Origin of the sequence: Methylobacterium sp. Leaf465 (assembly GCF_001424705.1) — a bacterium.
Classification (GTDB): domain Bacteria; phylum Pseudomonadota; class Alphaproteobacteria; order Rhizobiales; family Beijerinckiaceae; genus Methylobacterium.
Genome location: NZ_LMRA01000002.1, coordinates 1 through 26,056 on the forward strand (window position 1 = coordinate 1; position 26,056 = coordinate 26,056).

Sequence of the window (26,056 nt, forward strand, 5' to 3'; positions counted from 1 at the left end):
AAGCTGCCGGTTCCCGACAACATCACCCTCTTGTCCCTGCCGGCGCGCTCACCCGAACTCAACCCGGTCGAGAACCTCTGGCAGTTCATGCGGGACAACTGGCTCGGAAACCGGATCTTCCAATCCTACGACGACATCCTCGATCACTGCTGCGACGCCTGGAACAAGATCATCGCCCAACCCTGGCGCCTCATGTCCATCGGACTGCGCCGATGGGCCCATGCGTTCTGATCAGTGAGGATTGGTATGAGTCCCAAAGGTCTTCCTTTTTAGGCGTAAAGCCCAACATCTGTCGGCATATGAACAGTGAAGGCCTTGCCTTCGGAGATCCATCCAGGGCCAGCCGCTCCCTGATTGATGCTGGCGGTCTCTTCGGAAGATGCCGAGAAGTGATGCTGACCCGTCTGGGTATTATAGAAGCGATCAAGTGTCAGGTGTCCTGGCCCAGCCACATCGTTGTATGCTGCGAACGCTACGCCTTCGTAGGTATAATTGGGAATCGTCGCTAGGATGACGTCGCGCTCCGCGACACTGTCCGTCAGGAAGTGCGTTCCCCCCTTCGTATCGAAGAAACGGAAAACGTTGTGGGTATCCGGACCCTTATCGGGTGTTGACCACGCTGCACCCTCGTAATTGAACGTTGGCATGCTTGACTGGATTTGCGCTTTCTCGACTGCGCTTGCCGTGTAGAAATGATTGCCAGTCTGTGTGTCGAAGAAGCGAAAGATTGGACTCAGATGCTCGGGGGCAGCCAAGGCTAAAGCCGCCGGGTAGCTTTGAGCGACTGTCGAAGCTTGCGGCGACGCCGTCGGTTGGACTGATATGGGAGCCTGGACCGGCGCCGTGACCAAATCGGCGTTGTGGACCAAAATGAAATCGCTGGTGCCAACGGCGATCTTGCCGGTGAGTTCGATTTTCAGATCGGCCTTCAGGTTGCCATCTGCATCGACTTCGATCACTGTCGTCGTGCTGGCGTAGGTAGAGCGGAACTGCCAAGCATGGCCGGTGAAGCTCTCGGAATCAAGCCATTGCCAGTCGGCGAACGCCTTGGGCGCACCGGCGATGGAGGCCAGATCGATCCGGTCCTGACCCTGAACGAAATCTCCGATGCGGTCGATGCCATCGTCCGACAGGAATTTGTACACGAAGATATCGTTCCCGATACCGCCAGTGATGAAATCTCGCCCGCCGCCGCCCGCGATGACATCGTCGCCGTCCCCGCCTTCGATATAGTTGGAGTCGCTGCCGCCGATGATGTAGTCGTTCTTCGCAGTTCCTTTGATCGCGGCCCCCGGCGCGCTTGCGGAAATCATATTAAGAGTCAATGGGTCGGGCAGAGATCCGGCTGCTTCGAGGCCCGGTGTCGCAGGTCCTCCGGTGGCGTGAAGGTTGTTGGCATAGACCATATCCTTGGGGCGAGAACTCTGCTCGAGCTCGCCGTATTTGCCGTAATCGACGACGTTACCGGTGATCCTCACGCTGCTCACCGAACCGACCTGGGCGGCGGTGTGGGTCTGGGTCGCGCCGTCAGATACGAGGATGCTGTAGCTGCCCCCTAGAATGATATTGTTCTTGACCAGAACGTCCGAAACGTTGCCCATCTCACCGGTGATACGAACGGCATTGTTTGTTTCGGCTGGCGCATCCTCACGGGAACGCCAATCAATGACGTTCTCGGAGATCACGACTGGGCTGATGGTCTTGCCGATCCAGATCGCGTCCGCGTGTGCGCCAGTCGTATATGCCCCCCCGGCAAAGTAGTTCGCGCTGATTGTTCCGCTCTGAATGGAAACTGCATCAGAAGGCGCATCAAGGAACGTGTTATGGGTGAGAATTGTATTTTCGCCACGCGAGGTAATAAAATCGACATAACCGACCTTGCTGATCTTCAGGCCGTCGAATGTCGATTGATCGACCGTAAGGTTCTTTGTCCCGGGAAATGCATTGATCGCGTAAATACCGGCTGACGCGTCAAAATACGAATTCTTGATGGTAATGTTGTCGGCTTGGATGTTTATGGAAACACCACGGAAGTCATAGCCATCTAGAATGAGGCCAGGCTTTGTGATGGACAGAACATTTAGGTCTTTGTTGTAGTATGCGCCATCAATCGACACCAAATATTTAAAACTCTTCGTTTGTACGACGCCAGTGAGGGCGCCAATCTTTGTATGAAAAGCGCCCACACCCGTTATATCAGATATTTTTGCAATTGCAGCGACGTCATTCGCGCTAAGCATAAATTTACCTGATTAATCTATCGCCGGATCGCTCAATGTTTGAGTATTTATCATTGAAGTTAAGTTTTAAAGTGACGTTAAAGGAATTGGTTAAGTTTTTTGTTGGTTGCTGCTTTTATCGTCGAGGAAATAATTGCGCCGATCATAATCAGGCCCGCTGATGTGGGTCGCGGGCAGATCGCTTGTTTCATGGAGAAAGGTCAGGGTCTGCTATCCATCCTGAGCGGTCATTCAAGCCCCCTTCACCAGCATCTCTTGCAAGGGCTACACGCGCATCCCACGCATAGCTCAATGATGTCGGGTATCCGGTGGTTCTCTCTGCGGAAGCAGCCGTGCCGTGCTATGGTTTCAATCAATGTGGGTTCCATCAGTACCTGTTTTGACGGTGGTAAGTACGCGATCCTCTTTGTCACGGGGCTGAGCTCATATTTGCTCATCAACCTCGCGAGGCTTATTGTATCGCCTTAAGGGTCTTCTGAACGTTCACGACCTGTGAGTAGGAGCTATGCGTTGAGGGCGACCCGATTGTTGAACATAGCAGCGCTGGGCAGCATGCTTGGCTTACCTCCAGCTGTCGCTCATTCAAGTATGCGCCAATTCCTTGAAGGTCGTTGGGTAGGCGACGGTGTTGAAATTCGTGTAGATCAAGACGCAGTTCAAGCAAACGACAGCCCAGATAAGCCATTCGAATGGAGTGCTCTGAATGTACTTGATGTAAATGGAAATATGATCGTCTTTGATATCGGTAAGCGCCGGTACGTTGGCTTGCTTGATGGCGAGCAGATGACAGTTACGATTGCGGGATCAACGGGCTCATATGTGCTGAAAAAAATACATCCTCTATCGATATTTAAGAATACGCCTTATTGAATTGGTATTTCACTCGCAATATTTCAATAAATTTGTCTAAATCTGGGATTACTTTGCTTATAAATTATTAGGCTCATCCGCTCAGTTTGTGCCTTCTTTATAGAATCGGTCTATAATATGTCATGCAATCGCTGTTAATCTGATGCGCCGGCTTTCGTTGGCTTCGTCAGCAGCTGCGTTTGAAGGGTGTGCAGTGCCACAAGGGTATCTCCGTGGGGCGTGATCAGCCCTTGAACCTGGACCGTGTCCTGCCCCTGCAGAACCGTCCCAGGACCCTAGAAACCTGCGCATTTGAGCGTGTTTCCGCCTCGATGACGAAACCGTTGATCCCCATGACCGCGTCGGTCCATTCCGTCTTCACGGGTCGTGCTCCTCACGTTGCGATGCTTTTTGGATCAGTTCCTCCGATCCGCCTCTTCTCTCTCGAAAACCACTTTGGCCATGATGTTCGATTTTTTGAACCCATGTTACCTGATCCAGGCCTGCCACTCGCGGTCGATGATGCGAACCACATTTGGCAGGCTCTTGGCGCCCGACCGGCTGCGTTCTTAGACCTTGACCATGCCGAGGTACCGAGCTTGCCGGATTGCATTCTGGACTGTTGTGCGGGACACCCTGGCACGGGCTGCAATGGCATCGAGACAGAGGGCGCAGACTTGGGGCGCCTTAGGGCGCCACGATCCGTAATCACCCAGTAGAACAGTGACATCCGGCTTGGGCGCGTTGGTGCGTGCAACGACAGCGAGTAGATCCGCTTCATTCATGTTGCGCGGATGGGCGTGGAAGTCGGTCAGGACCGCAATGCGGAGCTTTTGCCCGACCGGCCAGTTGGCTGGCGTGAAGGAGTAACGGGTTAAGCCGCGTCGGTTCGGCTCAACGGCAGTCGCATAGCCGGCCAGGCTCGGGGGGCTGTAGCAGTGAGTGCCGCTGCGAGGGAGGTTCGAGACAGGATCAAGTGCCGTGTGATCATGGAAGAAAATAGCTCCTCGCCCCTGCAAGCATGATGGCAACTTGCGTTGTCGAGCCACTTTAAAATGTGTGGTTCGCCCTACACCACGCAGGTCAGTGAGCTGCCGACCGCGCATTGTTAGGAAGTAAGAGGATAGAAGTGATGAAAAACGCGATGCCTATCCATCTCGAGAATGCCGTGATCTCTTTTGATCGACCACACAACGCACCCTCTTTCGAGAAGATCTCCTGCAATGGAGAGGGCTTCTTCTTCGCCTTTTAAGGCAAGATGAATCTGGACGCTCGACTCGGCTTCAGAGCTGCCAGCCTCCGAGGCTTCGCTCCACTCAATGGTCCAAGACATCGGTCGCCTCCTGATTTGAACTAATGATTCCACCGGATTTCCGGTCAAAGCAACAAGCTAATCTGCGTAACTTCTCACCGACTTGCTGGCCGGACGAGCAGGATTGCGGTGCGAACGGCGACGCGTTTCAGATGGTCGGTGGCCTCTTTGTTCGCGACGGTCACCTTCGGGGCGTGTCGCAAGCTTGGACATATGGCATGGAAGGGACTCTACCGTCCCCCCCCCCCCCCCCAGCCGTCGAACGAGGATCATGAGGGCAACAGCGAGGAGGAAGGCTTGAGCGGAAGAGAGGGTCGCTTTGGGGATTTTCCACAGGCGGCGGATGCGGCTGATCCACCCGAAGAAGCGCTCGACCACCACCGGCGCGGATGCACGGCGAAGCCGACCTGATCCAGAGGCTTGCGCACGATCCGGACGGTGACGATCGAGGCGGCCCGCGGGTGCCCGGCGACGCCGTTGGCCGCCCGTCTTCCCGGCGAGGGATCGGTTCGTGCGGCGCGGACGTTCCCCATGGTGCGTCACAGCATGAGGATGCCGCGATGTCATTGCTGCTCGAAGCCGCCGAAGACCTGGACGCGATGGCGAAGGCGGCGCGCGAGGCCATCGATCGGCGCCTGCGCCTCCTCCAGGGTGAGGATGCCGGGCGCTTCTGGTCCGCCGTGGCGAGGCTCTACGCCCGGGGCCTGCCGGAGATCGCGGCCGCCGCGCCGGTGCGGCGCGCGGAGATCACATCGACTCCAGACCGTACCCTGCCAGGAGCGCCGCCCGCCTGCCGCGCAGCGCCAGCGCTTTGATGGCATGGTTGCGGCTCGTCGTGAGGATCGCGGCCGCCGTCTCCGGTTGCGCGTCGCGCATCGTGTCGGCCAGTGCGGCGAGCTCCGACGCGGCCGCTTCCTCCGCCGCGATGCCCGCCCGGAGGGTATCGAGCACGGCCTGCACCATGGGAATGACCTGCGGGTACCGAACCTCATCTCTCATCCCAGGTCCCTTTCTGCCTGTGCCCCGTCGCGCGCCGTCCGGGAACGGACGCCCACGCGGTGCCTTCGATCGCACCTGATGCGCGACAGGGTAGCGCCCTGGGCTCATGGGGCAAGCGGGCGCGGGCGAGTTCAGGTGCCGCGCCCCGGTGGTGCGCCCTCCGGTCCGGCCGGATGCGGGGGGCCTTATGGCATCGCCGGGGCCGGGCCGCCTGTTGGGGGATCGCCGGTTTCGACGCGTGGGCCGCCACGACCTTCGCTGACCCCCGGCAGGACACGTCCTGCGGTGTCGCATGGGGAGCCGACGCCCCGCGACCACCTGCTCGGAGGGCGCGCTGGCGACGAGGCGCGGGTCGGTCGCGATCACAACCGCAAGAGCGCCGCCGCAATCAACCGGGATAAACCGCCCGATGGATCGGTGGAGATCGTCGAGGGACAGCACCCGCGTACGAAAACGGTTCGTGTCGCAGTTTTGCCGCAATGGTTGCCCGGCGCGGAACTTGAACCCAATTTTGGATAAACTTTGAAACGGTTCCGACGGGACCGCGTTACGGACACATCCACCTCTCACATCGGACATGCTCATGGCGGAACAAGCCCTGGCCGCGACGGCAGACACCACGTCCGCAGAAGGCAAGCCCCCACGCGATTACCTGACCCCCATCGTTCTGGGGTCACTTGCCGTCTTGGAACTGGGATGGGTCGGGCTGTTGGGCTGGGGAGCGCTTTGGCTGATCGGCGCCTAGCTGCGCGGGCTGCTGGCGCTCAGCGGAGCAGGCTAACCGGCACTTCGTCGGGCCAGAGCGGTGCGCGGCCGGCCATCTCCAGCACGAGCGCGAAGCACGCAAGATGGATCGTGACGTAGGCGAACATGGCGTCTTGCGCTTCCTCTCCGCGCACGGACGGCACGGCTGCGGAGCATGCTGCTACGACCATGGGAAATGCGCAATGCGCGTTGTGGAATCGAATGTGCGAACGTGAAGGCTGTGCTTTTAAGACCACCCTCGCACGCTTTTGATGGTGGATCGGCAGCCGATCGCACCGCGCGGGACTCACGTGACCGTGACCAAGACGCTGGCGGGACTCCGCCAGGACTCGCAGAGGCCTGGAACGGGGTGCCCGGCGAGACGCTGTTCCTGACGAGACCTGTCCTGGCCCGTCTCGGCCCCTGCTCCAAATCGATCGCGCGCCGGAGCGCTCCGCCGGCCTCAGTGCCGCGTACCGTCCGGCGGATCGGACAGGGGTTCGATCCCGAGGGCTTCGGTCAGGGGAAACTCCAGCACGATCTCTCCGGTCTGGTCCTCCACGAACAGCACCGCTCGCAGGAGCTGCGGGTCGCTGTCGGCGCCCTGGAGGAGCTGCCGGGCCAGGATCTGGGCCGCGGCCCAGGCGGCGTCCGGGCTCGACAGGTCCCGGCCGTCTGGGTCCACCACCACGTCGTCCCCGATATGCGTATGGAAGTAGTAGCGTGGCATCGAAGCCGGCTCCCGTTCGGCGCGGTGACCCGCGCGCATGACCTGCGCGGGAAGATAGGGGCGCGCGGGCGGGCGGGGCAGGGGCGGGCTGGTCGCTAGCGCTTCTTGCCCAGTTCGGCCGCGATGTCCTTCGTCATCCGGCCGACCTTGCGGTGGGCGGCGGCGAGTTGGTCCTGGGTGACGCCCCAGCGCTTCATCCAGAACTCCACCGCCTTGCGCTCCGAGAGGTCGAGGCGATCCTTGTCGATGAAGCCGCGTTTGTCCTTGAGGCCAGCCATGTCCGTTCCCGTCCGCGCGGCCGCCGGGCGGCGCGGGACCGATATGGGGTGCCGGGCCGGCCGGGGCGAGCCTGCGGCGCGCGCCATCGCGCGCCGCGTCGCGGATCAGCGGGTGGGCGCGCCGGTGCCCTTGCCCGCGGCACCCGGCGAGGCGCCGGATCCGGCATCGTTGGCGCCGGTGCTGTTGGAGGTGCCGGACCGGCTCTTGTCCCCGGTGGAGGGGCCGCTGCCGGCCGCGCCCGGGGAGGAGCCGGCGCCGGCATCGTTCGGGCCGGTGGAGTTCATGGTCCCGGACCGGGTGGTGCCGGAGCCGCCCTCGGCCGCGAGGGCGACCGAACCGAGGGCGAGGGTGCTGGCGAAGGTGCCGGCGAGGGCGAGTGCGAGGGCCTTCATGGCGTTTCTCCCGAATGATTGGCGTGAAACACGCCTCGGGTAACGCCACGCTGACGCCGATGGTTCTGGACGCGGCGGGGACGACACCAGGCCGCCGGGGCCCCATCGCTGCGGACGGGCCGGCATCCCGTCTGACGCCCCGCGCATCCGAGAGCCGCGGCTGTTCCTGTCCGCGCTGCAGGGTTTAAGGCGCAGGCGCCGGCTCAGGCCGCCTGGGCCGGCTCGATGTCCTCGCGGGAGGGCTCGTAGGCGCACCAGTGGCAGTAGCCCTTGTCGGCGACCTTCGGTGCGTTGCGCTGCGAGCAGCGGGGGCAGACCAGCACGGACAGCGTCTGGCCGCGCAGGCGGGCGAAGCCGCGCCCCCGGAAGGTGACGGCCACCGACTCTCCGGCGTGGGAATCAGGGCTGTCGGACATCGAGGCTCCTCGGATCGCGGTCGGCGAGGACCAACGGCCAACCTTGGCATCGGTTCAGGGCCTTCCCCAGGCGAAGGCCGCCCCGCCCTCGAAAAAGGGGCCGGAGGCGACGCCGATGCGCGTCGCCACCGGCCCCCGGCCGTCGCGTGGTGAGGGGCGCCCGCCCTACTCGGCGGCGATCTGCCGGGGCTGGACCGCCTCGACCCGGGCGGCGCAGAACTTGAACTCCGGGATCTTGCCCATGGGATCGAGGGCCGGGTTGGTCAGGAGGTTGGCGGCGGCCTCGGCGTAGCAGAACGGCATGAAGATCATGCCCACCGGCACGTCGCGGTCGGACCGGACCTTGAGCTCCACCGCGCCGCGGCGGGTCTCCAGGCGCATGGTGTCGCCGGGCTCCAGGCCGAGGCGGTAGAGCTCCTTCGGCGCCATGAAGGCCACCGCCTCCGGCTCCAGGGCGTCGAGGACGCCCGAGCGCCGGGTCATCGAGCCGGTGTGCCAGTGCTCCAGCACGCGGCCCGTGGAGAGCACCATCGGGTACTCGGTGTCGGGCACCTCGTCCGGCGGCACGATGTGGGCCGGCACGATCTTGGCCCGCCCGCTCGCCGTCGGGAAGCCGGCGTAGAAGATGATCTCGTTGCCGGGCTGATCGGGACCGTCGACCGGGTAGGTCACGGCGCCCTCGCGCTCCAGCCGCTCCCAGGTGATGTTCTTCAGGGAAGGCATCACCTGGGCCATCTCGGTGAAGATGTCGGCCGGGCCGGTATAGGTCCAGTCGAGGCCGAGACGTCGGGCGAGCTCCTGCAGGATCCACCAATCCTGGCGGGCGTCGCCCGGCGGCGGGACGACGGGCTTGGCGATCTGCACGCGCCGGTCGGTGTTGGTGAAGCTGCCCGCCTTCTCGGCGAAGGCGGAGGCCGGCAGCACCACGTCGGCGTGGAAGGCGGTCTCGGTCAGGAACAGGTCCTGCACCACCAGGTGGTCGAGCATGGCGAGCGCGTGCCGGGCGTGGTTGAGGTCGGGGTCCGACATCGCGGGGTTCTCGCCCTCGACGAACATGCCCTTAATCTCGCCCGTGTGGATGGCGCGCATGATCTCGACCACGGTCAGGCCGTTCTTCGGATCGAGGGACTGGCCCCAGAACGTCTCGAACAGGTCGCGGACGGTCTCGTTCTCCACCGACTGGTAGTCCGGATAGACCATCGGGATCAGGCCGGCATCGGAGGCGCCCTGGACGTTGTTCTGGCCGCGCAGGGGGTGCAGGCCGGTGCCGGGGCGGCCGATCTGGCCCGTGGTGAGGGCGAGCGCGATCAGGCAGCGCGAGTTGTCGGTGCCGTGGACGTGCTGGCTGACGCCCATGCCCCAGAAGATGATCGAGGCCCGGGAGCGGGCGTAGAGGCGGGCCACCTCGCGCAGGGTCTCCGCGTCGATGTCGCAGACCGGAGACATCTTCTCCGGCGTGAACTCGACGATGCGCTCCTTGAGCGCCTCGAAGTTCTCGGTGTACCCGGCGATGTACTGCTCGTCGTAGAGCTTCTCCGTCACGATGACGTTGAGCATGGCGTTCAGCATCGCCACGTCGGAGCCCGGTTTGAAGGCGAGGTGCTTGTAGGCGTGCCGGGACAGGACCTGCCGGCGCGGATCCATGATGATCAGCTTGGCGCCGCGCTCCTTGACCGCGTTCTTGATGAAGGTCGCGGCCACCGGGTGGTTCACCGTCGGGTTGGCGCCGATGATGACGATGACCTCGGCGTCGAGGGCTGCCGAGAACGGGGCCGAGACGGCACCGGAATTCAGGCCTTCCATCAGGGCCGCCACCGAGGAGGCGTGGCAGAGCCGGGTGCAGTGGTCGACGTTGTTCGAGCCGAAGCCGAGGCGCACCAGCTTCTGGAAGAGGTAGGCCTCCTCGTTCGAGCCCTTGGCGGAGCCGAAGCCCGCCAGCGCCTTGCGGCCGACGGTGTCGCGGATCTTTTTGAGTCCGCCGGCGGCGCGCTCCAGCGCCTCGTCCCAGGTCGCCTCGCGGAAATGGGTCCAGGGATTGGCCGGATCGACCTGGTCGTTGGCATCCTTGGCCACGTTGTCGAGGCGGATCAGGGGCTTGGTCAGCCGGTGGGGGTGGTGGACGTAGTCGAACCCGAAGCGGCCCTTCACGCAGAGGCGGTTCTGGTTGGCCGGTCCGTCACGCCCCTCGGCGTAGACGATCTTGTCGTCCTTGACCTTGTAGGAGACCTGGCAGCCGACGCCGCAATAGGGGCAGAGCGAGTCCACCTCGCGGTCGGGATAGACGGTGCGGGTCTGGCTGTCGTCGAGGTAGGCCGACGGCATCAGCGCGCCGGTCGGGCAGGCCTGGACGCACTCGCCGCAGCCGACGCAGGTCGACTGGCCCATCGGGTCGTCGAAGTCGAACACCACCTTGGCGTCCGCCGAGCGGTAGGCCATTCCGATGACGTCGTTGACCTGCACCTCGCGACAGGCGCGGACGCAGAGGTTGCACTGGATGCAGGCGTCGAGGTTGACCCGCATGGCCGGGTGGCTCCAGTCGCCCTCCCAGCGCTGGGCGGCCGGGAAGCGGCTCTCGGTGACCGCGACATGGTCGGCCTGCGCCCAGAAATGCGAGGTCGGGTCGTGCGAGATCTCCCGGGCCGGCTGGTCGGCCACGAGGAGCTCCATCACCATGGCCCGGGCCTTGGTCGCCCGCTCCGAGGCGGACTTCACCTTCATGCCGACGCCCGGCACCCGCTTGCACGAGGCGGCGAGCACGCGCTCGCCCTCGATCTCGACCATGCAGGCGCGGCAATTGCCGTCCGGCCGGTAGCCCGGGGCGGGCTTGTGGCAGAGGTGGGGGATGTGCGTGCCCAGACGCTGGGCGACGGCCCAGATCGTCTCGCCCGGGGCGGCCTCGACCTGCTGCCCGTCGAACTCGAAGATCACGCCCGGGATTCCGGCCGGCATCTCCTTGAGGCCGAAGGTGCCGCTCGGGGCCGGGCCCGCCTGGCCGCCCGACTGGGTGCCCTCGGAATAGGTGCTCCCGGCGCCCGGGTTGGCGCCGTCCGCCTTGCCGCCCGCATCCTGGGGGCCGGTGGGGGTGGTGGCGTGGGCTCCGCTGAGACCACTGTTCTGTGTGCCGCTGCTCATGGTTCCGCTCCAGTCATGGCGCAGGAAAATCGGGGTCGGGCCGCTGCCGCGAGGGGGCAGCCGCGCCGTCGGATCGGGGATGGATCGCTATTCAGCCGCGATCCGCTGCGGCGACGGGAACAGGTCCGGGAAGTACTTGATCACGGTGGTGAGCGGGTTCGACGCCGCCTGGCCCAGGCCGCAGATCGAGGCGTCGCGCATGCACTGCGAAAGCTCGCCGAGGAGATCGGTGTCCCACACGTCATTCTCCATCATCACGCGCGCCTTCTGCGTGCCGGAGCGGCAGGGCGTGCACTGCCCGCAGGACTCGTCCTCGAAGAACCGCATCAGGTTCAGGGCCGCGCCGCGCACATCGTCCTGGTCCGACAGGACGATGACGGCGGCCGAGCCGATGAAGCAGCCGTATTTCTCGAGGGTGCCGAAATCGAGGGGGATGTCGTCCATGCTGGCCGGCAGGATGCCGCCCGAGGCGCCGCCCGGCAGGTAGGCCGCGAAGCGGTGCCCCTCGCTGATTCCGCCGCAATATTCTTCGATCAGCTCCCGGATGGTCAGGCCGGCGGGGGCGAGCTTGACGCCCGGCTCCTTCACGCGCCCCGACACCGAGTAGGAGCGCAGGCCGACCCGGCCGTTGCGGCCGTGGCTCTTCCACCAATCGGCGCCCTTCTCGATCAGGTCCCTGACCCAGTAGAGCGTCTCGACGTTGTTGATCAGGGTCGGGCGGTTGAACAGGCCAACCTGGAACGGGAAGGGCGGCTTGTGCCGCGGTAGCCCGCGCTTGCCCTCCAGGGACTCGATCAGCGAGGATTCCTCGCCGCAGATATAGGCCCCCGCACCCCGGCGTAGGTGGATGCGCGGGCCGCCGGCGGGGAGCCGGGCGATCTCGCGGGCCAGGATCTCGCGGGAAATCGGGTACTCGTCGCGCAGGTAGATGTAGACGTCGGCTGCTTCCACCACGTGGGCGCCGATCAGCATGCCCTCGAGGAAGCGGTGCGGATCGGCGTTGAGGTAGAGCTGGTCCTTGAAGGTGCCAGGCTCGCCCTCGTCGCCGTTCACCGCCATGAGGCGGGGACCGGGCTCGCCGCGCACCGAGCGCCACTTGCGCCCCGTGGGGAAGCCGGCGCCGCCGAGGCCGCGCAGGCCGCCATCGTCGAGGATCTGCAGGATGGCGTCGATGCCAAGCTCGCCGGAGCGCAGCCGGTCGAGGACGGCGTAGCCGCCCCCCGCACGGTAGGCGTCGTAATCGGGATAGGCGGGCAGGTGGGCGTGGGTGTCACCGGCCTCGACGGCCGCCGTGACGCTGGCGACGTCCGCCTTGTGCAGGAAGTTGTGGCCGACCTCGACCGCCGGGGCGTGGTCGCACAGGCCGACGCAGGGCGCGCGCACCACGCGCACCCCGCTGCCGAGGGTCTCGCGCAGGGCTTCCAGCAGGGGCTCGGCGCCGAACATCGCGCAGGTGAGGCTGTCGCAGACGCGCACGGTGAGGGCCGGCAGGTCGGCGTCGCCGTCCTTGAGCACGTCGAAATGCGCGTAGAACGTCGCCGTCTCGAACACCTCGGCGAAGGCCAGGCTCATCTCGTCGGCCAGGGCCGCTAGGTGGGCGGCGCTGATCCGCCCGTAGGTGTCCTGGACGAGGTGCAGGTGCTCGATCAGCAGGTCGCGCTGCCGCGACCGATCGCCCAGCAGGCGCTCGATCTCGACCTTGGCCACGGGTTCGACCTGCCGTCCCTTGGGGACGGGCCTGGCTCGGTTGCGTCCCTTGCCAGGGTGCTCGAAGCGGCGAACCTCGCCGATGTCATGCGCGCTCATGCGTTCATCCTACCCCTTTGGTATTCAAAATACCAGATTCTGCGCAGTGTTCTTATAGGCCTCCCCATAGCAGCACATGAGAAAAATTCGGAAGTGAATTTGGTCGCGCGTCACTGGCCGCCGAACGCGCGCAGCGGCCGCCCGGCCTCCGAGCGCTGGACGAAGGACGGCGGCGCACCGGCCGGCAGCGCGGCGACGCGCGGCCCGACCACGGCGTTGATCTCGAGTTCGAAGGCGTCCAGGGCCTCGTTGATCCGCGCCACGGTGGCGGCATCGAGGGACTCCGCCTGGGGACGGTCGAGGCCGGCCCCGCGCAGGGTTTCCCGAACCGTCTCCAGCAATTCCGGCGTCAGCGGCGGTGCCGCCGCGTCGGCGTAGCCCTGGGCGACGATCCCGGCCCAATCGGCTGTGGATACGGTGTGGGATTCGGTCATCGATGCGGCTCCAAGTCGCGAGTGTCGGGGCATCAACGCGCGGCGCGGCCATTCAGCCGCGCGGTTTCGTCATCGCGCCGATGACGGGCGGTCAGGCCCGGTCGGTGATGCGGATCGACAGGTCGGGCAGGCCGGCGATCTGCCCGAGGAGCACGTCGCCCGGCACCACCGACCCGACATTCTCCGGCGTGCCCGAATAGATCAGATCGCCGGCCTTCAGCTCGAAGGCCTCGGACAGGTTGGCGATCTGCTCGGCCACCGACCAGATCATCTGCGACAGGTCGGCGTCCTGGCGGACCGTGCCGTTCACGCTGAGGCGGATGGCGCCGCGCACCGGGTGGCCGAGGGCCGAGACCGGATGCAGGGGCCCGATCGGCGCCGCCTGGTCGAAGCTCTTGCCGATCTCCCAGGGCTTTTTCTGGTCGCCCATGCCGCGCTGCAGGTCGCGCCGCGTCATGTCGAGGCCGATCGCGTACGCGTAGACATGGTCGAGGGCGGCCTCCTTCGGGATGTTGCGGCCTCCCGACGCGAGGGCGGCCACCAGTTCGAGCTCGTGGTGGTAGTTCCGGGTCAGGGACGGGTAGGGGTGGTCGGCCACGTGGCCGACGGGCACGACCTGGATCGCGTCCGTGGGCTTCTGGAAGAAGAACGGCGGCTCGCGCGTCGGGTCCGAACCCATCTCGCGGGCATGGGCGGCGTAGTTGCGCCCGATGCAGTAGATCCGCCGCACCGGAAAGACCTCGGCGCTGCCGACGATGGGGATCGTGACCGGGGGCAGGGCGAACAGCGGCCGGGGCGCGGCGCCGCCCGGGGCCGTCCCGGCTTCCCCGGCCGTCGCCCCGGTGGACCGAAGGGCAGTGCCGGCGGCGGCCGCGGCCGCGACCCTGAGGGCGTTGCGTCTGTTCGGGGTCATGGGGGATCCGTTCGGATGGGTGTGATCGTGCCGTGGTCGTCCGGTGTAAACGCGGCGCCGCCCCGTGCGTCCCCTCGAGCCGGCGCGCCCGGTGGTCTGGGTGCGCCGGCCCCTGCCCGAGCCCGGCGCCGGTCCGCGCCCTTCCGTGCCGACCACCGCCCTGTCGATCTTCGCCCCGGCGCACCTGCGCGTCACCCGGGTGGGACTCCTCCTCGCCAGCGGCGCCCATGTCCTCGCCAGCGGCGCCCATGTCCCCGCCACCGGCGCCCATGTCCCCGCCACCGGCGCCCATGACGGCGACGCCGCGGTGACGCGCGGGCCGGCGACTTCCCCGCGCACCGAACGCGGCTTCTCCCTTGGGCGGCAACGGCGGCTCCCTCGCGCTCATCATCGTCGGGGCTTTCCCCTGCCGCCGCCGCCGCGGGTGGTCCTCACGGCCTCCGGCAGCGCCAGGGTCTTCGCCCCTCGGGCCCGCTTCCCGCAGGCGGGTGAGCCTGCGGGAAGCGGGGGCGGCGTCGGGCCGGGGCGGCGGGACTATTTCTTGCCGTGGCCGTGGCCGTGGGCATGCCCGTCCGTGTCGGAATGCAGCGGCTTGCCGTCGGGACCCTTGTCCTGCGTCTCCCGCACCCGGGGATCGTCGCTGTGGTTCGGTCCGCCGGAGACGGTGCCGAGGTTCGGCTTCACCTGCTCGGGGTTCGACGCGTTGCCGTGTCCGTCGACGGCGAGGGCCGGGGCCGCCGCGAGCAGGCCGGCGGTGAGGAGGGCGAACATCGTGGTCTTCATGGGTCTGTCTCCGAAGTCGGAGCGGCGATGGCCGCTTCGAACCGGGAGATAGCCGGCCCGTTTGTCGCGCCGTTGCCGCCAGCGTAACGAAGCATGTCCGCGTCCCCCCGCGGGGCGCGGGCCGGGCCCCATGGCTGACGCGGAGGCGCAGGCCCTCAGTAGCCCCGCCTCCGGTCGATCCCTGCCGGCGCACGGCCGGTGCGCCGGAACTCCGCCACTGCCTCGGCGACGAGCGCGGCGGCCGAGGCCATGTTCGTCGGGGCCGCGACGTGGGGCAGGATCGTGATCGCCGGATGGGTCCAGAGGCGGTGATCCGGGGGCAGGGGCTCCTCCGGGAAGACGTCGAGGATGGCGTGGCCGAGGGCGCCCGTCGACAGGGCGGCGAGGAGATCGTCCTCGACCACGTGCGCGCCGCGCCCGAAATTCACCAGGGCGGCGCCCGGCGGCAGGTGGCCGAAGGCGTCGGCGTTCAGGATGCCGCGGGTGTTCGGGGTCAGGGGCAGCAGGTTGACCAGGATGTCGGCCGCCGCGAGGCTCTGCACGAAGCCGTCCGGGCCGGTGGCGACCGGGATCGTCCCGTGCGCGGTGCCGGACCGGCTCCAGCCCCGGACGGGAAAGCCGAGGGCGCGCAGGAGGTCGGCCGCGGCCCGGCCCATCTCGCCGAGGCCGAGGAGCGTCACGCGGCGCGCGCCGGCTAAGCGGACGGGGTGCTGGTGCCACGTTCCCGTGCGCTGCTGGGCGGCATAGAGCGGGAAGTCGCGGTGCAGGTGCAGGACCGCCGCCGCCACCGCCTCCGCCATGGCGCGCGCCAGGGTCGGGTCGACGAGGCGCCGCACGGGCACGTCGGGCAGCGTGTCGTCGAGGACGAGGCGGTCGACGCCGGCCCAGAGGCTCTGGATCCAGCGCAGGTTCGGCAGGCCCGCGAGGGACCCTAGTGGTGGGTTCGCCACGATGGCGACCTCCACCGCGTGCGCCGGGGCGCCCACGGAGGCCGTCTGGATCCGCTCCCCCGGCATGGCGGCGCCCAGGGCGTCCCGCCAGGCCGCCTCGTCCGCGGCGGGAAGGCTGGTCACGAGAAGGAGGGGGGAGGGCATGGAGTCGGATCTCCTCGGGGCCGGCGCATATCGCCGGGCGACGGGATCACCCGCGAGCGGCCCGCCGTCAACGAAGCGCCTTGACCATTCCGGCCCGAAACCTGCCTGATCGCGGGCCTCTTCGATCCGTATCGGAATCCAATGCCCAAGATCGCTTATCCCGGACCTGCCTGCGTCTTCGCCCTCGCGGGCGCCGTCCTCGCCCAAGCCGCCCCCGTCGCGGCGCAGGACCCGGCTTCGGCGCCTTTCCGAGTCGAGGCGGCGACGATCGCGGGGGCGCGCGAGGCCCTCGCCTCCGGGCGGATCACCTGCCGCGACCTGGTCCAGGGCTATCTCGACCGCATCGCCGCCTACGATCAGGCCGGTCCGAAGCTCGCGGCGATCCGGGCGCTGAACCCGCAGGCCCTGACCCAGGCCGAGGGCTACGACGCGGATCGCACGGCGGGCGCGGCCAAGCCCCTCGGTTGCGTGCCCCTGCTCCTCAAGGACAATTACGACACCGTCGAACTGCCGACGACCGGTGGTTCGGCGGCGCTGGCGGGCGCGCAGCCGGCGCAGGACGCCACGGCGGTGGCCCGCCTGCGCGCCGCCGGCGCCATCGTGCTGGCCAAGGCGAACATGCAGGAACTCGCCCTCGGCGGGGTCTCGGTGAGTTCGCTGGGGGGACAGGTCCGCAATCCCTACGACCTGACCCGCACCCCCGGCGGCTCCAGCGGCGGCGTCGGCGCTGGGCTGGCTGCCGGCTTCGCCCTCGGGGGGCTCGGCAGCGACACCGTGAATTCCATCCGCTCGCCCGCCTCGGCCAACAACCTCGTGGGCCTGCGCGTCACCCAGGGGCTGATCAGCCTCGCGGGCATCATGCCGGTCTCGAAGACGCAGGATGCCATCGGGCCGATCACCCGCACGGTGGCGGATGCGGCGACCCTGCTGCAGGCCATGGCCGGCCCCGACCCGGCCGATCCCCTCACGGCCGCGGCGATCGGCAAGGTCGCGCGGAGCTACGCCGATGCGCTGAAGCCCGACGCCCTCAAGGGCGCCCGCCTCGGCGTCGTCCGGGCCCTGTTCGGGACCAAGCCGGAGCACGCGGAGGTCAACCGCGTCATGCAGACGGCCCTCGACGCCCTGGAGGCGGCGGGCGCCACCCTGGTGCGGATCGACGATCCGGCCTTCGAGGCCGACGCCCTCAACCGCGAGGACGACGTTCAGACCTACGAGTACAAGGCGCTGATGAACGGCTATCTGGCCACGATCCCGAATGCGCCGCACAAGGATCTCGCCGGCATCCTGGCCTCGGGCCGGTTCCACCGCGCCGCCCTGGAGTCGTTCCTGACGGCCGCCGAGGCGCGCCAGGACGGCATGGCCGAGCCCGAGTACAGGGCCCGTCTCGGACGGATCGCGGCTCTGAAGGCGCATGTCACCGAGGTTTTCGCGGCGCAGAAGCTCGACGCCCTGGTCTACCCGCTGCAGAAGCGGCTCGTGGTGCCCATCGGCGAACTCAACCAGGCGGATCGCAACGGGATCGTCGCGGGGCTGACGGGCTTCCCCGCCATCGACGTCCCCGCCGGGTTCTCGGCCGCCACCGCGACGGCGCCCGAGGGCGTGCCGGTCGGCATGGACCTGCTCGGCCAGCCCTGGAGCGAGGCGAAGCTCCTCGGTCTCGCCTACGCCTTCGAGCAGGCGACGACCTTGCGTCGGCTGCCGGCGAGCACGCCGCCCCTCGGGGCGCGCTGATCAGGCTGCGCGGGTCGGGGCCGGCACGAGGTCGCGCACCCGCCACATCGCGCGGGCGAGGTGGGAGCGATAGGGTGCGAAGGGGCGCGTGAACGCCTGCGTGTCCGTGCAGCCGGTCAGGCGCCGGAGGCTGCCGACGGCGGCGACGTCGCCGGCCGGCCATATGTCCGGGTCGTGATAGTGGAAGATGCCGATCATGTCGGCGGTCCACTGGCCCACGCCCTTGATGCTGCGCAGGATCGCCGCGCGGTCCGGGTGGGGCAGGGTGGCGAGGTCGGGGCCGAACAGGCCCGCCTCGTCCGCGGCGCGGATGGCCTGGACCGCCCGCACCTTGGCGCCCGAGAGGCCGCAGCCGCGCAGGGTCTCGGCATGGGCTTCGACGAAGAGGTCGCGGGGGGCCACGCTCCGCAGCTGCGCCGCGGCCTCGACGCGGGCCCAGATGGCTGCTGCGGCGCGGACCGAGATCTGCTGGTTCACGACCTCGAGGGCGAGGCGGTCCGCGACATGGGCGTGGGTCGGCGGTTCGACCGCCACCGGCCCGAGGCGCGCGAGGGCGTCGTGCAGGGCATGGGACAACCCCCGGGCGGTGGCCAGGAGGTGGGCGTGCGGATCGGAATCGGGGCGCATGCGGTCCGGCGGGGATTGGGCGGACAGGCCCGGAAAGGCCTCGGCCCCGAGACGGGGCCGAGGCGGTCGGCTTAGCGGTCGCGGCGCTCGCGCGTGATGGTGGTACGCTCCTCGCGACGCTCGATCCGGTCCTCACGGCGATCCGGATCGACACCGAGGACGCCGCCGACCGTGCCGGTGGCCGCGCCGACGGCGCCGCCCACCACGCCGCCGATCGGGCCGGCCGCGCGGTTGCCGTCCTCGACGCCGCGCTCGGCGCCCCGGATGGTGCCCTGGGCCTGCGCCGTGCCCGCGAGGACGACGGGGGTGAGGAGGAGGGCGGTGGCGATGACGAATGACTTCATGAAAGGGACCTCGCGTCGATGGTTCGGGATGGCCGGTCACGCCGTCGCGACCGGTTCGGCATGTCTCATCAACGGCCGAAACGCCGAAAGGTCACAGACTTCGCTGGAATAGGCGCGGGCGCGGGTGGTTTGGGCGGCGCTGCGCTTTCCGTTTTCGCGTCTTCGCGTGCCCTCTGCGGGCGATCGGCGTCGACGCGTTTGAAGCCGGCCGCACGCGCCATCTGCACCCGTCGAACGGCGCGCCCTGCCGCTCAGTAGGTCGCGAACATCGCGGCGATGTCGACCGGATCGCGGGTGCGGGTCAGCGCCAGCCCGAGCAGGATCCGCGCCTTCTGCGGCGTCAGGTTGTCGGCGCTGAGGATCCCGCGTTCGCGCAGGCGGGTCGTGACCGGCACCACGCCGCTGCCGGCGCGGGTGGACTGGACCACCACCACCCCGGCGGCCACGGCCTCGGCCAGGGCGTCGGCCTCGCCCGGGGGCGTCATGCCGGGGGCGAGGCCCGCCGAGACGAGTCCCTGCGCGCCTGCCGCCACGAAGGCGCGCACGGCGGTGCCGTCCGCGTCGGCATAGGCGTAGGCGACGTCGACCCGGGGCAGGGCGGCCCGCCCCTCCAGGGTGAAGGGCGTGCCCGGGGCGTGCCGTCGCTCGGGGCGGCGGTAGTAGCGGACATGCGGTCCATCGACGTGGCCGAGGACGCCGAAATCCGCCGTGCGGAAGGTCTGGAGCCGGCCGACCGAGGTTTTCGTCACCTCGCGGGCCGCCTGGATCTCGTCGTTGAGCACCACCAGCACCCCGCGCCCGCGCGAGGCCGGGTCGGCGGCGACCCGCAGGGCCGCGACGAGGTTGAGGCCGGCGTCGCTCGACAGGGCGCTGATCGGGCGCTGGGCCCCGACGAGGACCACCGGACAGGCCACCGTCAGGGTGAGGCCGAGCGCGTAGGCGGTCTCCTCCAGGGTCGCGGTGCCGTGCCCGATCACGATGCCGGCGAGGTCGGGATGGGCCTCCGCGAGTTCCGCGCAGAGGGCGGCGAGGGCACGCCACTCGGCAAAGCCGATGGCGGGGCTCGCCACCGCGCGGAACGGCACCGCGACCACCTCGGCCACGGTGCGCGCCTCGGGCACCCGCTCGAGGATCGCGTCGGCCGCGAGGCGTTGCCCGGTGGCGGTGTAGTCGAGGACGTCGAGGGAATCCCAGCCGAGGGACGCGATCGTCCCGCCCGTGCCGATGAAGGCCACCTTGGATCGCGTCGCCATCGTGTCGTCGTCTCCGCCTGGTTGCCGGTTCGGCGGCCCTCCCATGCAGGAGGCTTGCCGGAGCGGCCTCCGTCCGTCAGCGGCGGGAGGTCGGCCGGGGCTTCAGGTCGTCGAGGGCGTCGGCATTGGCGCGGCCCCAGGCGTAGAGGAGTTCGACCGGCTCGACGAAGCGGCCCCCGAGCGCGGTCAGGCGATAGTCCACGGCGGGCGGCACCGTGCCGGCCACGTGGCGGGTGAGGAGGCCGCTCGCCTCCATGTCGCGCAGGGTCTGGGTCAGCATCTTCTTCGAGATGCCGGGCAGGCTGCGCTGGAGCACGCCGGTGCGCGCCGCCCCGCCGTGGCGGGCGTGCAGCGTATGCAGGACCATGCTGGTCCACTTGGTGGCGAACAGGTCGAGCACCCGGCGCGGTGCGCAGTCCTCGCGCCACGTCTCGTCCGCACTCAGCCTCTCCATGGTCGTCGCCCTTTGCTGGTTACCGTTTGGTGCCTATGACCCCAATCGGTGCCGTCTGGTCAGGGGCGGACTGTCTCCATAGGTCGGTCTCAGATCAAGACGGAGACTTCCATGACCAGGACGGCCCTCATCGCCGGCGTCAGCGGCATCGTCGGCAACAACCTCGCCCGTCACCTGGTGTCGGAGGGCTGGTCCGTGGCCGGCCTCGCCCGGCGCCCGCCCGCCGACCTGGCCGGCGTCACGCCGGTGGCCGCCGACCTCCTCGACCCCGAGAGCCTGCGCGGCGCGCTGGCGGAGGTCCGCCCCACCGACGTCTTCATCACGACCTGGCTCCGCCAGGAGACGGAGGCGGAGAACATCCGCGTCAACGGGACGATGGTGCGCAATCTCCTCGACGCCCTTCGGCCGAACGGCGGCGTGGCGCATGTCGGCCTGGTCACCGGCCTCAAGCACTATCTCGGGCCGTTCGAGGCCTACGGGAAGGGCACCCTGCCGGCCACGCCGTTCCGCGAGGAGCAGGGCCGCCTCGACGTCGAGAACTTCTACTACGCGCAGGAAGACGAGGTCTTCGCCGCCGCAGCACGGGACGGCTTCGGCTGGAGCGTGCACCGGCCCCACACCATCATCGGCTACGCGCTCGGCAACGCCATGAACATGGGCGTGACCCTGGCGGTCTACGCCACGCTCTGCCGCGAGACCGGTCGGCCGTTCCGCTTCCCGGGCTCGGCCGCCCAGTGGAACGGGCTCACCGACATGACGGATGCGCGCATCCTGGCGCGCCAGCTCGCCTGGGCCGCCACCACGCCGGCGGCCCGCAACGAGGCCTTCAACATCGTCGACGGCGACGTCTTCCGCTGGAGCTGGATGTGGGGCCGGATCGCCGACTGGTTCGGCGTGCAGCCGGCGCCCTTCGACGGCACGGTCCTGCCCCTGGAGCAGCAGATGGACGGCGCCGCCCCGCTCTGGGCCGAACTCGCCGCCCGGCACGGCCTCAAGGAGGCCGATCTCGGGCGCCTCGCCTCGGCCTGGCACACGGATGCGGATCTCGGCCGCCCCATCGAGGTCGTCACCGACATGAGCAAGAGCCGGCGCCTCGGCTTCCTCGACTACCAGGCCACCGACGACGCGTTCTTCGACCTGTTCGCCCGCCTGCGGGCGGAGCGGGTCATCCCCTGACATCCGCCACCGGCCGGGGCTTCGCCCGCGACTTGGCGGACCCGGCGTTTGTCTCCATCATCGCCGGATCCCCCGATGCGCGAGACCCCGATCCGATGAAGCCGTTCGACTGGACCACCGGCTACCCCACCGTGCGGATGCCGATCTTCGGCCGCAACATGGTCTCGACCTCGCACGCCCTCGCGGCCCAGGCCGGCATCCGCATGCTGTGGCAGGGCGGCAATGCGGTCGATGCCGCCATCGCCACGGCGGCGGCCAAGACCATCACCGAGCCCTGCAGCAACGGCCTCGGCTCGGACGCCTTCTGCATCCTGTGGGACGGCAAGGCGCTGCACGGCCTCAACGCCTCGGGCGGGGCGCCGGCGGCCTGGACCCCCGACTACTTCGCCCGGAAATACGGGGCAGCCGAGCGCCCGCCGATGCGGGGCTGGGATTCCGTCACGGTGCCGGGCGCCGTCGCGGCCTGGGTGGCCCTGAGCGAGCGCTTTGGGACGCTGCCCTTCGCCGATCTCCTGCAGCCCGCCATCGAGATCGCCGAGCGCGGCTACCTCGCGCCGGTCGTGGTGCAGCAGAAATGGGCGGCCGCTGCGACGGTCGCCGATCTCGTGAGCAAGCCCGGCTTCGCCGAAACCTTCCTGCCCCGCGGCCGCGCCCCCCATGTGGGCGAGCGCGTCACCCTGCCGGGCATCGCCCGGTCGCTGCGGGCCATCGCCGAGACCAAGGGGTGGGCCTTCTACGAGGGCGAGATCGCCGAGGCCATGGCCCGCCACGCCGCGGCCCATGGCGGCGCCATGACGGTGGCGGACCTTTCCGCCTTCCGGCCCGAATGGGTGACGCCGACGGCCAAGGACTACCGCGGCTACACCCTGCACGAGATCCCGCCGAACGGGCAGGGCATCGCCGCCCAGATCGCCCTCGGCATCCTCGACTCCTTCGACCTTGCGGGCTTGGCCCCCGACGGGCCGGCGGCGCAGCACCTTCAGATCGAGGCGATGAAGCTCGCGTTCGCCGACACCTACCGCTACGTCGCCGACGCGCGCAGCATGGAGGTCAGCCCGGAGGCGATGCTCGACCCCGCCTATCTGGCGGACCGCGCCAAGCTGATCGACCCGCGCCGGGCGCAGGATTTCGGCGCCGGCAACCCGGTGCGCGGCGGCACCGTCTACCTCACGGCGGCCGATGAATCCGGCATGATGGTGAGCTTCATCCAGTCGAACTTCATGGGCTTCGGCTCGGGCGTGGTCGTGCCCGAATGGGGCCTGTCGCTGCAGAACCGCGGCTACGGCTTCGTGCTGGACCCGCGCAGTCCGAACGTGGTGGCGCCGGGCAAGCGGCCCTTCCACACCATCATCCCGGGTTTCCTCACGCAGGGCGGCGCGCCCGTGATGAGCTTCGGTGTGATGGGCGGCAACATGCAGCCGCAAGGCCACCTGCAGACCCTGGTGCGGATGATCGACCACGGCCAGAACCCGCAGGCCGCCTGCGACGCGCCGCGCTGGCGCTTCAACGCGGGCCTGGAGATCAACGCCGAGGCGACGATGCCGGCCGCGACCCTGCAGGGCCTCGTGGAGCGCGGCCACCGGGTCGACGTGATCCAGGACAGCTACCAGGATTTCGGCGCCGGCCAGTTCATCTGGCGCATGGGGGATGCGGGCACCGAGGGCTATGTCGGCGCCAGCGATCCGCGCCGCGATGGGCAAGTGGCGGTTTGGTAATTGGCCGCGCTTGCGCCAGCATCCGCTGGCACGGATAATGTATGCACTTTCGAACGTCTTCCCGGCTCGTGCCGATCGGCCCTCGGGTGCGACCGATCCGCGATCCGGACCGATCCCTGTTCTGAAGGAAGCTTGATGCTGCGTCTGTTCGCTGTCGGCCTCGTCGCGGGCATTGCCGCGCTGTCGCCCGTTCTCGTCGGGGCGTCGCAGGCCCAGACCCTGCGCTTCGGCCTGATGGAGGACCCGGACGCCCTCGACCCGACGCTGGCCCGCACCTTCGCCGGCCGCATGGTCTTCGCCGCCCTGTGCGACAAGCTCGTGGATATCGGCCCCGACCTGAAGCCGGTGCCGCAGCTCGCCACCGGCTGGAGCCTGTCGGAGGACCAGAAGACCCTCACCATGACCCTGCGGCCCGGCGTGCTGTTCCACGACGGCGAGAAGCTCGACGCGGCGGCGGCCAAGTACAGCCTCGAGCGGCACATGAAGCTGCCCGGATCGCAGCGGCGCGGCGAGATCGCACCGATCGACCGGGTCGAGGTCGTCGACGACCTGACCTTCAAGATCCTCCTCAAGACGCCGTTCGCCCCCCTGATGGCGCAGTTCACCGACCGCGCCGGCATGATGGTCTCGCCCAAGGCCGCCGAGCGCCTGGGCGACAAGTTCTCCACCGCTCCCGTCTGCGCCGGGCCGTTCAAGTTCGTCGAGCGGGTGCCGCAGGACCGGATCGTGGTCGAGCGCTTCGACGATTACTGGAACAAGGACCAGATCCACCTTCAGCGCATCGAGTTCCGGCCGATCCCCGACGGCACCGTGCGCCTGACGAACCTCCGCGCCGGCCAGCTCGACCTGCTGGAGCGCCTGACCCCGACCGACCTGCCGCAGGTGAGCCGCGACCCGAAGCTCAAGATCGGCTCGACCATCGAGCTCGGCTTCCAGTCCATCGTGTTCAACCCGAACAGGGCGGGCTCGGCGGTGGCCGACCCGCGCGTGCGCGCTGCCTTCGACCTCGCCATCGACCGCAACGCCCTCAACCAGGTGGTGTTCAGCGGCGAGTTCCTGCCCGGCAACCAGTGGGTCTCGCCCAAGCACCCGGCCTACGTGCAGGCGTATCCGATCCCGAAGCGGGATGTGGCCAAGGCCAAGGCCCTGCTGGCGGAGGCCGGGGTGCCGAAGCCGAGCGTGACCCTCACGGTCTATGCCAACAACGAGGCGCCCCAGGTGGGCCAGGTCATCCAGGCGATGACCCGTGAGGCCGGCTTCGATGTGAAGCTCCAGGCCACCGACTTCACCACCGCGCTGGACGCCGCCGACAAGGGCAATTTCGACGCCTACCTCTATTCCTGGAGCGGCCGGCCCGATCCCGACGGCAACACCTTCAGCTTCCTCGCCTGCAAGACGCCCCTGAACTACGCACGCTACTGCAACCCGGAGGCGGACGCAGCGCTCGGCGCCGAGCGTGCCACGGTCGATCCCGGCCAGCGCGCCGAGGCCTGGAAACAGCTCGCCGACCGGGTGATGGCCGACCGGCCGCTGATCTACCTGTTCCACCGCAAGCTGTTCTGGGCCTACAGCACCAAGCTCACCGGCTTCACGCCCTATCCCGACGGCCTCGTGCGCTTCACCGGCCTCACGCTCAACTGAGGCGGAGGCCCGGCCGATGCTGCGCTTTCTCGTCCAGCGCCTGGCGCTCGCGATCCCAACCCTGGTGATCGCCTCGATGATCATCTTCACCCTGCAGCAATTGCTGCCGGGCGACACCGCGACGGCCCTGTCCGGCGAGGAGCGCGACCCCGAGGTCATCGCCTTCATCCGGCAGAAGTACCACCTCGATCAGCCCCTGCCCGTGCGCTACGCCCTCTGGGCCGGCGGCGTGCTGCAGGGCGATCTCGGCGAGTCGATCCGCCTGCAGAAGCCGGTCCTCGACCTCGTCATCGAGAAGCTGCCGGTCACCCTCGAACTCGCCTGCCTCGCCATGCTGGTGGCGCTCGTCATCGGCGTGCCGATGGGGATCCTGTCGGCGGTCAAGCGCGGAACGGCTGCCGACACCCTGGCCAACGGCATCGCCCTCTGGGGCCTGTCGGTACCGAATTTCTGGCTCGGCATCCTGATGATCCTGCTGTTCTCCGTGCAGCTCGGCTGGCTCCCGGCGTCCGGCTACGTCTCGCCCTTCGAGAGCTTGTCCGAGAACCTGCGCTCCATGGCGATGCCGGCCTTCGTCCTCGGCAACGCCATCGCGGCGGTGATGATGCGCCACACCCGCGCGGCGATGCTGGGCGTGCTCGGCTCGGACTACGTCCGCACCGCCCGGGCCAAGGGCGTCTCGCCCCTGCGCCTGATCCTGCGCCACGCCCTGCCCAACGCCGCGATCCCGATCATCACCCTGGGCGCCCTCGAATTCGGGCAGCTTCTCTCCGGCGCGGTGCTCACCGAGCAGGTGTTTTCGGTGCCGGGCTTCGGCAAGCTGATGGTCGATGCGGTGTTCAACCGCGACTACGCCACCGTGCAGGGCGTCGTGATCTGCACCGCCACCACCTACGTCCTCCTCAACCTCGCGGCCGACCTCCTCGCGGCCTTCGTCAACCCGAAGCTGAGGCGCGCGTGAGCATGGGCGTTGTGCAGGAGCACCGCATCGC

24 protein-coding genes and 1 pseudogene are annotated in these 26,056 nt (G+C 68.2%); 7 read left to right on the forward strand and 18 right to left on the reverse strand.

Annotated features, from left to right (window positions below; all coding sequences use genetic code 11):
• A partial coding sequence (locus ASG51_RS02790) for a transposase (protein WP_200941319.1) occupies window positions 1–231 on the forward strand: 231 nt, incomplete at its 5' end.
• Window positions 232–269: 38 nt separating this feature from the next.
• Here the strand turns inward: ASG51_RS02790 and ASG51_RS02795 are convergent.
• Complete coding sequence (locus ASG51_RS02795) at window positions 270–2,240, reverse strand: M10 family metallopeptidase C-terminal domain-containing protein (protein ID WP_082513845.1); 1,971 nt, start codon at window positions 2,238–2,240, stop codon at window positions 270–272.
• 510 nt (window positions 2,241–2,750) lie between these two features.
• Between ASG51_RS02795 and ASG51_RS23820 the strand changes: the two genes are divergently transcribed.
• Window positions 2,751–3,110 carry a hypothetical protein gene (locus tag ASG51_RS23820; RefSeq protein ID WP_162245228.1) on the forward strand — a complete coding sequence of 120 codons (360 nt, stop codon included), beginning with the start codon at window positions 2,751–2,753 and terminating at the stop codon, window positions 3,108–3,110.
• Between the two features lie 1,087 nt (window positions 3,111–4,197).
• On the opposite strand, the gene ASG51_RS23825 is transcribed toward ASG51_RS23820, so the two are convergent.
• The 13 genes and pseudogenes from ASG51_RS23825 to ASG51_RS02850 all read right to left on the reverse strand — a co-directional run bounded on the left by ASG51_RS23825 (window position 4,198) and on the right by ASG51_RS02850 (window position 16,123).
• On the reverse strand, window positions 4,198–4,422 hold the full coding sequence (locus ASG51_RS23825) for a hypothetical protein (protein ID WP_156389548.1): 225 nt from the start codon (window positions 4,420–4,422) through the stop codon (window positions 4,198–4,200).
• Between the two features lie 228 nt (window positions 4,423–4,650).
• Window positions 4,651–4,883, reverse strand: a pseudogene (locus ASG51_RS23130) (transposase); the annotation flags it as partial.
• Between the two features lie 265 nt (window positions 4,884–5,148).
• On the reverse strand, window positions 5,149–5,364 hold the full coding sequence (locus ASG51_RS02800; protein ID WP_156389549.1) for a hypothetical protein: 216 nt from the start codon (window positions 5,362–5,364) through the stop codon (window positions 5,149–5,151).
• A 1,243-nt stretch (window positions 5,365–6,607) separates the two neighbouring features.
• Entirely contained in the window at window positions 6,608–6,874 is a 267-nt protein-coding gene (locus tag ASG51_RS02805) for a hypothetical protein (protein ID WP_056212344.1), read from the reverse strand.
• Window positions 6,875–6,969: 95 nt separating this feature from the next.
• Entirely contained in the window at window positions 6,970–7,152 is a 183-nt protein-coding gene (locus ASG51_RS02810; protein WP_055957170.1) for a DUF3606 domain-containing protein, read from the reverse strand.
• Window positions 7,153–7,257: 105 nt separating this feature from the next.
• Window positions 7,258–7,545: a hypothetical protein gene (locus ASG51_RS02815; protein ID WP_056378979.1), complete on the reverse strand. Its 288-nt coding sequence runs from the start codon at window positions 7,543–7,545 to the stop codon at window positions 7,258–7,260.
• A gap of 203 nt (window positions 7,546–7,748) precedes the next feature.
• Window positions 7,749–7,961 (reverse strand): hypothetical protein, encoded by a 213-nt coding sequence (locus tag ASG51_RS02820; RefSeq protein ID WP_056378981.1) that lies wholly within the window; start codon window positions 7,959–7,961, stop codon window positions 7,749–7,751.
• A 165-nt stretch (window positions 7,962–8,126) separates the two neighbouring features.
• The gene (fdhF, locus tag ASG51_RS02825) at window positions 8,127–10,898 is read right to left on the reverse strand and encodes a formate dehydrogenase subunit alpha (protein ID WP_156389553.1); all 2,772 of its coding nucleotides are present in this window, start codon (window positions 10,896–10,898) and stop codon (window positions 8,127–8,129) included.
• Window positions 10,899–11,180: 282 nt separating this feature from the next.
• Window positions 11,181–12,899: an NAD(P)H-dependent oxidoreductase subunit E gene (locus ASG51_RS02830; protein ID WP_056378984.1), complete on the reverse strand. Its 1,719-nt coding sequence runs from the start codon at window positions 12,897–12,899 to the stop codon at window positions 11,181–11,183.
• Between the two features lie 110 nt (window positions 12,900–13,009).
• Entirely contained in the window at window positions 13,010–13,333 is a 324-nt protein-coding gene (locus ASG51_RS02835; protein ID WP_056378986.1) for a hypothetical protein, read from the reverse strand.
• 91 nt (window positions 13,334–13,424) lie between these two features.
• On the reverse strand, window positions 13,425–14,246 hold the full coding sequence (locus ASG51_RS02840; RefSeq protein ID WP_056378988.1) for a fumarylacetoacetate hydrolase family protein: 822 nt from the start codon (window positions 14,244–14,246) through the stop codon (window positions 13,425–13,427).
• 534 nt (window positions 14,247–14,780) lie between these two features.
• Complete coding sequence (locus ASG51_RS02845; RefSeq protein ID WP_056212328.1) at window positions 14,781–15,029, reverse strand: hypothetical protein; 249 nt, start codon at window positions 15,027–15,029, stop codon at window positions 14,781–14,783.
• Window positions 15,030–15,184: 155 nt separating this feature from the next.
• A complete protein-coding gene (locus ASG51_RS02850; RefSeq protein WP_056378990.1) occupies window positions 15,185–16,123 on the reverse strand; it encodes a glyoxylate/hydroxypyruvate reductase A in 939 nt (312 codons plus the stop codon).
• Between the two features lie 141 nt (window positions 16,124–16,264).
• Between ASG51_RS02850 and ASG51_RS02855 the strand changes: the two genes are divergently transcribed.
• Window positions 16,265–17,854, forward strand: a complete 1,590-nt coding sequence (locus ASG51_RS02855) for an amidase family protein (RefSeq protein ID WP_082513846.1) — start codon at window positions 16,265–16,267, stop codon at window positions 17,852–17,854.
• Here ASG51_RS02855 and ASG51_RS02860 read toward each other — a convergent pair whose 3' ends face one another.
• The 4 genes from ASG51_RS02860 to ASG51_RS02875 all read right to left on the reverse strand — a co-directional run bounded on the left by ASG51_RS02860 (window position 17,855) and on the right by ASG51_RS02875 (window position 20,532).
• Window positions 17,855–18,481, reverse strand: a complete 627-nt coding sequence (locus tag ASG51_RS02860) for a hypothetical protein (protein WP_056378992.1) — start codon at window positions 18,479–18,481, stop codon at window positions 17,855–17,857.
• 71 nt (window positions 18,482–18,552) lie between these two features.
• The gene (locus ASG51_RS02865; protein WP_056212321.1) at window positions 18,553–18,825 is read right to left on the reverse strand and encodes a hypothetical protein; all 273 of its coding nucleotides are present in this window, start codon (window positions 18,823–18,825) and stop codon (window positions 18,553–18,555) included.
• A 251-nt stretch (window positions 18,826–19,076) separates the two neighbouring features.
• Window positions 19,077–20,078 (reverse strand): asparaginase, encoded by a 1,002-nt coding sequence (locus tag ASG51_RS02870; RefSeq protein ID WP_056378994.1) that lies wholly within the window; start codon window positions 20,076–20,078, stop codon window positions 19,077–19,079.
• Window positions 20,079–20,154: 76 nt separating this feature from the next.
• Window positions 20,155–20,532 (reverse strand): helix-turn-helix domain-containing protein, encoded by a 378-nt coding sequence (locus ASG51_RS02875; RefSeq protein WP_056212318.1) that lies wholly within the window; start codon window positions 20,530–20,532, stop codon window positions 20,155–20,157.
• Between the two features lie 111 nt (window positions 20,533–20,643).
• Between ASG51_RS02875 and ASG51_RS02880 the strand changes: the two genes are divergently transcribed.
• The 4 genes from ASG51_RS02880 (at window position 20,644) to ASG51_RS02895 (ending at window position 26,025) form a co-directional block, all read left to right on the forward strand.
• On the forward strand, window positions 20,644–21,708 hold the full coding sequence (locus tag ASG51_RS02880) for an SDR family oxidoreductase (RefSeq protein ID WP_056277964.1): 1,065 nt from the start codon (window positions 20,644–20,646) through the stop codon (window positions 21,706–21,708).
• A gap of 95 nt (window positions 21,709–21,803) precedes the next feature.
• Window positions 21,804–23,423 (forward strand): gamma-glutamyltransferase family protein, encoded by a 1,620-nt coding sequence (locus ASG51_RS02885; protein WP_056378996.1) that lies wholly within the window; start codon window positions 21,804–21,806, stop codon window positions 23,421–23,423.
• Window positions 23,424–23,558: 135 nt separating this feature from the next.
• Window positions 23,559–25,064, forward strand: a complete 1,506-nt coding sequence (locus tag ASG51_RS02890) for an ABC transporter substrate-binding protein (protein WP_056212312.1) — start codon at window positions 23,559–23,561, stop codon at window positions 25,062–25,064.
• A gap of 16 nt (window positions 25,065–25,080) precedes the next feature.
• A complete protein-coding gene (locus tag ASG51_RS02895) occupies window positions 25,081–26,025 on the forward strand; it encodes an ABC transporter permease (RefSeq protein WP_056277975.1) in 945 nt (314 codons plus the stop codon).
• Window positions 26,026–26,056 lie beyond the last annotated feature (31 nt).